Annotated in this window: 7 protein-coding genes and 1 other RNA gene; 2 read left to right on the top strand and 6 right to left on the bottom strand. The window is 32.9% G+C overall.

Features of this window, described 5'->3' with window-relative positions:
* The coding region (locus Cyrtocomes_RS04515; RefSeq protein WP_322497808.1) for an IS630 transposase-related protein at window positions 1-225 on the bottom strand (225 nt) is incomplete at its 3' end.
* A 909-nt stretch (window positions 226-1,134) separates the two neighbouring features.
* Here Cyrtocomes_RS04515 and Cyrtocomes_RS04510 point away from each other — a divergent pair.
* Window positions 1,135-1,947, top strand: coding sequence for a hypothetical protein (locus Cyrtocomes_RS04510; protein ID WP_322498007.1), 813 nt, complete (start codon window positions 1,135-1,137; stop codon window positions 1,945-1,947).
* Between the two features lie 286 nt (window positions 1,948-2,233).
* Here Cyrtocomes_RS04510 and Cyrtocomes_RS04505 read toward each other — a convergent pair whose 3' ends face one another.
* From Cyrtocomes_RS04505 to ssrA, 4 genes are all read right to left on the bottom strand, one after another.
* Window positions 2,234-2,584, bottom strand: a complete 351-nt coding sequence (locus tag Cyrtocomes_RS04505; RefSeq protein ID WP_322498006.1) for a DUF2793 domain-containing protein — start codon at window positions 2,582-2,584, stop codon at window positions 2,234-2,236.
* 1,337 nt (window positions 2,585-3,921) lie between these two features.
* Window positions 3,922-4,941 (bottom strand): type I glyceraldehyde-3-phosphate dehydrogenase, encoded by a 1,020-nt coding sequence (gene gap, locus Cyrtocomes_RS04500; protein WP_322498005.1) that lies wholly within the window; start codon window positions 4,939-4,941, stop codon window positions 3,922-3,924.
* A 13-nt stretch (window positions 4,942-4,954) separates the two neighbouring features.
* Window positions 4,955-5,740 carry an enoyl-ACP reductase FabI gene (locus Cyrtocomes_RS04495; RefSeq protein ID WP_322498004.1) on the bottom strand — a complete coding sequence of 262 codons (786 nt, stop codon included), beginning with the start codon at window positions 5,738-5,740 and terminating at the stop codon, window positions 4,955-4,957.
* Between the two features lie 384 nt (window positions 5,741-6,124).
* Window positions 6,125-6,442: a transfer-messenger RNA gene (ssrA, locus tag Cyrtocomes_RS04490) on the bottom strand.
* Window positions 6,443-6,455: 13 nt separating this feature from the next.
* Here ssrA and Cyrtocomes_RS04485 point away from each other — a divergent pair.
* Window positions 6,456-6,713, top strand: a complete 258-nt coding sequence (locus Cyrtocomes_RS04485) for a succinate dehydrogenase assembly factor 2 (protein ID WP_322498003.1) — start codon at window positions 6,456-6,458, stop codon at window positions 6,711-6,713.
* A gap of 29 nt (window positions 6,714-6,742) precedes the next feature.
* Here Cyrtocomes_RS04485 and Cyrtocomes_RS04480 read toward each other — a convergent pair whose 3' ends face one another.
* Complete coding sequence (locus tag Cyrtocomes_RS04480; RefSeq protein WP_322498002.1) at window positions 6,743-7,348, bottom strand: hypothetical protein; 606 nt, start codon at window positions 7,346-7,348, stop codon at window positions 6,743-6,745.
* Window positions 7,349-7,490 lie beyond the last annotated feature (142 nt).

The raw sequence follows: 7,490 nt of genomic DNA, 5'->3' as shown, positions 1-7,490 counted from the left end.
GTAATTAATTGATTTACAGGCTTTTTCTAACCGCTTAAGTGTTTGGCAAAACATAGATCTTTTTCCGGGATCCGCCTTTGGATGATTTAGTGTTTTTTTATAACCAATCCCTAGACGCTTTATTGCATACTTAATACATGACTCAATTATTCCTAATCTTTTAGCATGGCTATCTGGATGATCCAATATATCTCGTATTAATGCTTCTTTACTGAGCTTTTCCACGGTTTATTCCTAGTTTTCTGAGGCTCTATCGCCTTCTTCCATCTACTTTAGGTTCTAATAGATATGTAGAAACTTAGATCTTCATATCTTCTGCATGTAATTTCATTACTTTCTTTCGAAATTGTAATGTCATTTTACCTCACATCTACTATATATTATGCCATTTTATACTATCTTAGCTATATTATAACCAAATAGCTACAAGAATGTTATAACAATACTTGGTTAAAAGCGTTACAGTATGAGTTCCCATACATACTTTTTGCTGAAGCCTATTTTTTCAATTTGGCCATATAATATAGGTGGTTGAAAGCTACTAGCATGAGATAAGACGAGTTGGTTTTAGTTATAAAACCTATTTGGAAGTAAAAAAGCGAGAATAATATTAAGAAGTAATAAAAATTCTGGGCTGATATGAAACGCTTAATGAAGCAAGATATTGAGTATTGATTATATCAGGTCACTAACACATTTTTTAGCCGATCATAATTAAACTGCTTTTGCTATAGAGATAATATTATGCATTCATAATTAAGATAAGTATAGTGATTTAAGCTGAATTAGCGTATTATCTACCTACCTCAAATAACTCTGTTATAAGTAAGTGCCATAAATAAGAATATAGGATCTTAGCTTGGATCGCTATAGAAAGTTGTCAGCAATACCTATCAATCATTTTACTAATCTATAATTAACCATTTCTATAAAATAGACTTTCCATCATACTATTACTCTTTCCAAATTTATAAAAGTTAATTGTTAATTCTTTGATTATTTGATATGATCATATCATGGCACCGTTACGATGCGCCACTTTGCTCGCACTGTGGAATCGATATTGTGGCTTTGGATTGTATCATGCATTAGTTATGTGCTCTGTAGAGGCAGATTGCTGGTTTTTGCTTTGATATGTTGATAGTGATTAATGAGATTTTACTTATTATTATGAATTATATTGCTAACTCATTTCGTCTTCTTGTTTGTTTTTTACTGTACGTTTTTTGCTCGGAGAACCTTTTAGCAGATTCTTTTTTGTTTGGTGCAAGGGGATCAGTTTGGAACGCAGTTATTAATGGCAATGATTCTATGCTTTTACCGACCTGTAATTCACACTCAAAATCTATAGAGCTTAATGCAGGTTATTCATGGAAACTCAATATAATAGATGGTAACGAGCTAGAGACGGCACTACGTGCAGAATGTGTATATGAAGCTCCATATATACTGAAACATCATGGTGCTAAAATGCAAAGTACTGATCTCTATATTAAAAAGTTAAATAAGAACATTGTAATAGATACTGATGTGAAATATGCATTCTCTATGCAATCTATATGCTCTAATTTTTATTTCGATATTGGTATTACGGAAAAATTCAAATCATATTTAGGATTTGGAGTTGGTTTATTGGTATATAAATCATCTGCAACCGTTGATGTTAGTAGCAAAGATCTTTCAACAGTAAGTAGATCGATAACTGATGGGTATAGTGATACTTCTATAAAGCCATTTTGGAACATCTCTATTGGTGCTTCTTATATTGTGAATGACAGGATCTTATTAGATTTCATAAAGTATGAATATCGCAATACAGGATCTCTTACAATACATAATATTCCTTATGGACAAAATTATAAAAAGTGTTTAGTAAAGCCAGATAACTTCAGCTATAGCTCCTTAAATCTTCATAGATTTAGTACAGGTATAACAATACGTATTTAAATATTGCTAAAAAGTTATTATGTTAATTGCTAAATTAACATTAAAATTATCTAGTTTTATCAATTTTGATATATAAGATATCTTCTTACATGGATCATAATGAAACAGAAATTTATGTTACGCTTTTCTAGAATTTGCTTTTTATTTTTCTTAAAAGCTCCAAGAGATTGATTGTGGCTAATTCGTCATAAAAAAAAGCCATGCTATTGTGAGGGTAACCATTAATAATTTAAGGGGGCAGGTCGACCTTTTAACACATCTATAACCGTTTTATTGAGGATTGAGCTTACTTTTTTAACCACCTACATGCCTCCCATGCACTGCCAGTATATACAATAAAATCACGTTCATCTCGAACCCAAAACATCATACCTTCTTTAGGTGATATATAGAACCAATCACCAAGTAATATAGCAATATTATCACCCTTGCCACTCCAAACTGATGTGGCTCTTTGCGGTATAATGAATATACTATCTTGGATCGGATCTTTAATTTCAGATATATCTTTTCCCCTTGAATTAGCACATTTGTGCAAGAGTAAATCTATAATTTTCATATTATCATTTACCACTACTTCCTTTTGCCCCTGGTACTGCTCAAGATATGTTAAACTATAATTATTTGTCTTATTCATTTTTAAATCCTTAAGAAATTCAATAAAAACGCTAATTAATACAGATAACAATATTAGTGGGAAGGAGGCGTATTATAAAAACCACTATAACCTTGAGGTGGGAACTTAATAATACTTCTTGTATTACAGTCATTTCTATTCCTATCAATAGCAACACAAATTCTTATCTGCTAGTCTTTTTTTGAATGTCTGTATATAGCTCTCTAAAATAGGAATATCTCTTATGCTAATTTAACTTAAATAACTATATCTACATTGATATTGATAGAAATTATAAATAAGCCAAATTACTTATTATACAATCTTATGACATAAAAGATTCTCTTAGAAATCATCTTATATACTACTTTCTTTCCACAGCTAAAAATATGGGATTTCTATAACGTGTTTTAGGCCACTTGGCAGGCAAATTTAGAAAATGAGAATGGAAAGAACACTTTTGTTTTTTCCTTCAGAAGTGATATTCAAATGAACTTCTGGTGTCGTGCAGCCGATGCGTTGGTTGCAAGTTGGAGAGGTCTCGGCAATGGGGTACACGCTCATTGCATGAGACCTCTTGTCATGATGCTAATGCATTTATCACACTTACGTATATTAATCAGTATCTTCCAGAAGATCATAGTCTGCAGTTAGAACACTGGCAGAAGTTTATGAAACAATTACGTTTCAAGTATTATGGATAGCGCTAAACTTGGTAGACTATCATGCTTGTTTATTTTGTGTAGATTTTCCATCTTTTTCGGAACAATAATGGATTTCCGTTACATACCTCTAATCAGTTAGAAGAGCTAATATTTTTTCAAAGCTTAAAGAAAAAGGAACGTGTTATTGTTGATATGATACTAAAGAAGGAATTATATAGAGCAAGCAACGAATTCAATAGAACTTATTGAGAAGTAGAATGAAGCATGATTTCAATAAGCTTTTAAAAAGCCCATCTTAACATTATGGCAATATTAAAACTTTGTTCTTTACCAATTTGCAATCCAATCATATTTCTAGTTCATTGCATCAATTCTTCAATTATGAGCCTGTTAAAATAATTAAATACTCTTTTCTAGGGCCCAAAATCTTTTGATAAATCTCTCCAAAAACAGCAGTTTTTTGTTATAGATAAAGCGTCATAAAATAGTACTAACCTTGTAACCACTTTAATTATCATTGAGTTAAGTGTTTTATATAATCATTTTATACTACTTCAGCTATATATAAAATATAACAGCCTTGCTGGCCGTCTTGTGGATTATTTTTTACTTTCCATTCCCTCGTCTTTCAAATCACTTATATAGCTTTTTGACATCCTAGCCACCTATCTTTAATACCAAATATAGGTATTACTATTTTAATCCGTCTGAGTTTAACATTGAGGCAAGCTCCAGCATTCTATGTGAAAAACCAAATTCATTGTCATACCAGGCAACGACTCTGCAAGTTTTTTGATCTTTTAACACTGAAGTTTGTGAAGGGTCAAAAATTGCGCTATGTGAAGAACCTATAAAATCAGATGAAACAAGCTCATCTCTACATATAGACAAGATGCCGGAAGACCTCTTACTTTGCATCTCAAATAATTCGTTAATTTCTTTAACGGAGGTAGAGTTTTTAGAATTAAACTTAAAATCTACTACCGAAACATTAGGAACAGGTACCCTAAAAGCCGCCCCATCTATCCTTCCTTCAAGCTCTGGTATAACAATACCTATAGATTTTGCAGCCCCAGTTGTAGCTGGTATTATAGAAAGCGCAGCAGCCCTGCTCCTTCTTTTATCTTTATGGTAAGAATCAACCAAAGATTGATCATTGGTATAAGAGTGTATAGTTGTCATATATCCACTCTCTATACCTAGATAATTATTAATTATTTTGGCAAGGGGCGCTATGCAGTTTGTAGTACATGATCCAATTGATATTACCTGATCCGCGCTCTTTAATACATTTTCATTTACACCAAGAATAATGGTAGAATCAGCATCTTGGCACGGCGCAGAAACGATTACTTTTTTAGCACCACTCTCTATATGAGAGAAGGATAGTTTTTTAGAATTTAATTGACCTGTGCATTCCAAGATAATATCAACATCCCAATCTATATTCTGTATATTATTCTCAAATAGCATAGCAAATTTCTCTCCATTAAAGAGAAATGTATCATGAGATAAAACTCGCATATCACCCATTAATGTTCCATGCACAGAATCATAAACAAGTGAATAAAGCCTATCATCTATACTTCCCCTGCCACAATTAATCTTAGTAATTTGTATATCAAGCTCATGAAACCTACTCAGATAGGCCTTAAAAACACATCTACCTATGCGTCCAAAACCATTAATAGCAACTTTTAACTTTTTTCTCATGAAAAAAATTTAATTATAACCCTGTAGCAGGTGCATTCATCCCAGTGCAATGATAACCAGAATCTACATGTATAATTTCTCCAGTTACTCCAGAGCTCATATCACATAGCAGATACACAGCAGTTTTTCCTATCTCTGAAATAGTAACATTTCTTCTAAGTGGTGAAGAATTTTCAACGAGCTTGAGCATATCTCTGATGCCTGATATAGCAGATGATGCTAATGTTCTTACCGGGCCAGCAGATATGGCATTTACTCTAATATTATCTGGGCCTAAATCATGAGCCGCATATATAACACTTGCCTCAAGCGCCGCCTTTGCTATACCCATTACATTGTAGTTTGGTATATATTTCTCAGCCCCATAATAGCTAAGCGTTAAAAGTGAACCGCCATTTTTCATCATACTTGATGCATGTCTTGCAACAGAAGTAAACGAATAACAAGATATATTCAGTGATAATTGAAAATTATCTAAAGATGTATCTATATATCTACCCTGTAACTCATCCTTATTTGCAAAAGCAACGGCATGTACAACAAAATCTATGCCACCCCATTCTTTTTCCAATTCTTCAAATAGCAATTTGATGGATTCTTGAGTTGCAACATCACATTTTATTAAAAATTTAGAATTACACTCAGACGCAATTTGCTCAACCCTCCCTCTAAGACGCTCATCCTGATAGGAAAAGGCAAGATCAGCACCTGCTCTACTACACTCAATTGCAATTCCAGAGGCTATAGACCTATCATTTGCTACACCCATTATCAGCCCTTTTTTGCCTTTTAAAAGCATTAACTAATCACCAAACAAACGAACAATATGTCTGGCAAGGTATAGCATAACATTTTTAAAAAGGTAAAATAATTATTTGATCTGTTTAAAATACAAATGGCTATCACTCAATCTGTTTTTATATTAACAACCCTCTGACCTTTAATCTTTTGGCAGTGTTTGCTATAGATATAACTTTGATCCTTACTAAGTAATATAAAAATGATTAAAGGCAGGGTTTTCCTGACATTTATTAAACCTTCTGCAATTTAGCCTTATGCGATGAATTGAAGCTTTCACACAAAACTTAAATGAATAGCAACGAATACTGCCATTGTTTTTATATAAGCTCTCAATCACCTACTCTCGAAGCAGAACATACTGTGAAATCCATCATACAGCCAAAGGGGGCTTTTCTGTTGCCCGGAAAGCCCCCAAACCGCGTAGCAATCAATATTTATGCAGCAAGGGCAACAGGGCTCCTTACGTCATTATCGTTTGCAACGTTAAATGCTGTTTTTGCATTTATCATTTTGACCATTTAAGGGAGTCACCCCTGATGAAACTATTCCTTTCAATGCATGTCGAAGCTAATTCACCCCCATAAGGTGGAGGTGTCGGGCTCTGCCCCCGAGTCCATAACATCTATTATAAATAGAGTTTATCACCATAGCGGAAAACCGCACACGTATGATATAATAGTAGACTTAATAGTTCAATAGTACCGTACAAAAATATGGAGAAAAGTATTTTACAAAAAAAATTATTATATAGAAGCATGAAAAGGGGCTGCAAGGAGCTTGATGAGATTATTGGCAATTTTGCAAAAAACCACATAGAACACTTTACATATTTAGAATTAGTTGAATATGAGAAAGTTTTAGATATCGCAGATCATGACCTGTATCATATCATTACAACACAAGATATGAGTACAAATCCGATACTTATGAAAATAATTAGCTTCTATAATATGTCACTATTAGTAAAATAACATAGCAATTTTATTATTTTATACCTCTATTATATAACATTGTGAATATATAGCCCTTTATCAACCCCTTCCCTTATTATATCACTTGTATGACCTTTAAAATACTCTATAGCTCCTTGTATAAAGGACTTTAATTCATCAATAAGTGATACAACGATATTTGTACATGTCATTAATAATTTGTATATTGGATTTTGCACTTCAGGCACGAGATCAACTTCATCTAAGTTAATTGATAATAGTTGATCTAGTTTATTAGCAGCACCCTTTCCTAAATATCCTTTTTCAGTATCATGCTTTGTGCCATCCCTAAATTTATTTAAGGTTGGAGTATCTGTACTTATTTCTTCAACTAAATCAGTAATTTCAGCTGATACTCTAACAACAGTATCAGCTACCTTTAATAATTGATCCGCGACACGATGAAAAACCACTAACTCTTTGTCCGATCCTAGATCAAATTCCATAACTTCAGCATCACCCATAATACCCTTAATATCTTCCTGTTTTACCCCTATACCCAACAATGTATCCTTTGATAACCGTAAGTGCTTCATTGTACCATCTAAAAAATCATGCACATTACTAAGAAGAGAGCTTAATGTACTAGCTCTATACGAGATATCATTCAACATCCCTTTATCTAAATTGAACTTCTCTAAATCATCTCTATATGAGTAGGCACTGTTAACAAAGGTTTTGCCAAATAATGGAAAAGATGCAATATTATATTGGAGGCGATAAATATGGTATTTAGATGGATAAAAGGTTGTTTCC

Source organism: Candidatus Cyrtobacter comes, assembly GCF_034470605.1.
Lineage (GTDB): Bacteria > Pseudomonadota > Alphaproteobacteria > Rickettsiales > Midichloriaceae > Cyrtobacter > Cyrtobacter comes.
Note: the sequence above shows the minus strand (reverse complement) of the source record. Positions and strands in the feature narration are given on the sequence as shown.

What these genes read in the sequence shown, in the direction of transcription:
- Cyrtocomes_RS04480 (WP_322498002.1), bottom strand. Translation starts at nt 7,348, where the DNA reads ATGTTGAATGATATCTCGTATAGAGCTAGTACATTAAGCTCTCTTCTT.
- gap (WP_322498005.1), bottom strand. Translation starts at nt 4,941, where the DNA reads ATGAGAAAAAAGTTAAAAGTTGCTATTAATGGTTTTGGACGCATAGGT.
- Cyrtocomes_RS04510 (WP_322498007.1), top strand. Translation starts at nt 1,135, where the DNA reads ATGTTGATAGTGATTAATGAGATTTTACTTATTATTATGAATTATATT.
- Cyrtocomes_RS04505 (WP_322498006.1), bottom strand. Translation starts at nt 2,584, where the DNA reads ATGAATAAGACAAATAATTATAGTTTAACATATCTTGAGCAGTACCAG.
- Cyrtocomes_RS04495 (WP_322498004.1), bottom strand. Translation starts at nt 5,740, where the DNA reads ATGCTTTTAAAAGGCAAAAAAGGGCTGATAATGGGTGTAGCAAATGAT.
- Cyrtocomes_RS04485 (WP_322498003.1), top strand. Translation starts at nt 6,456, where the DNA reads ATGGAGAAAAGTATTTTACAAAAAAAATTATTATATAGAAGCATGAAA.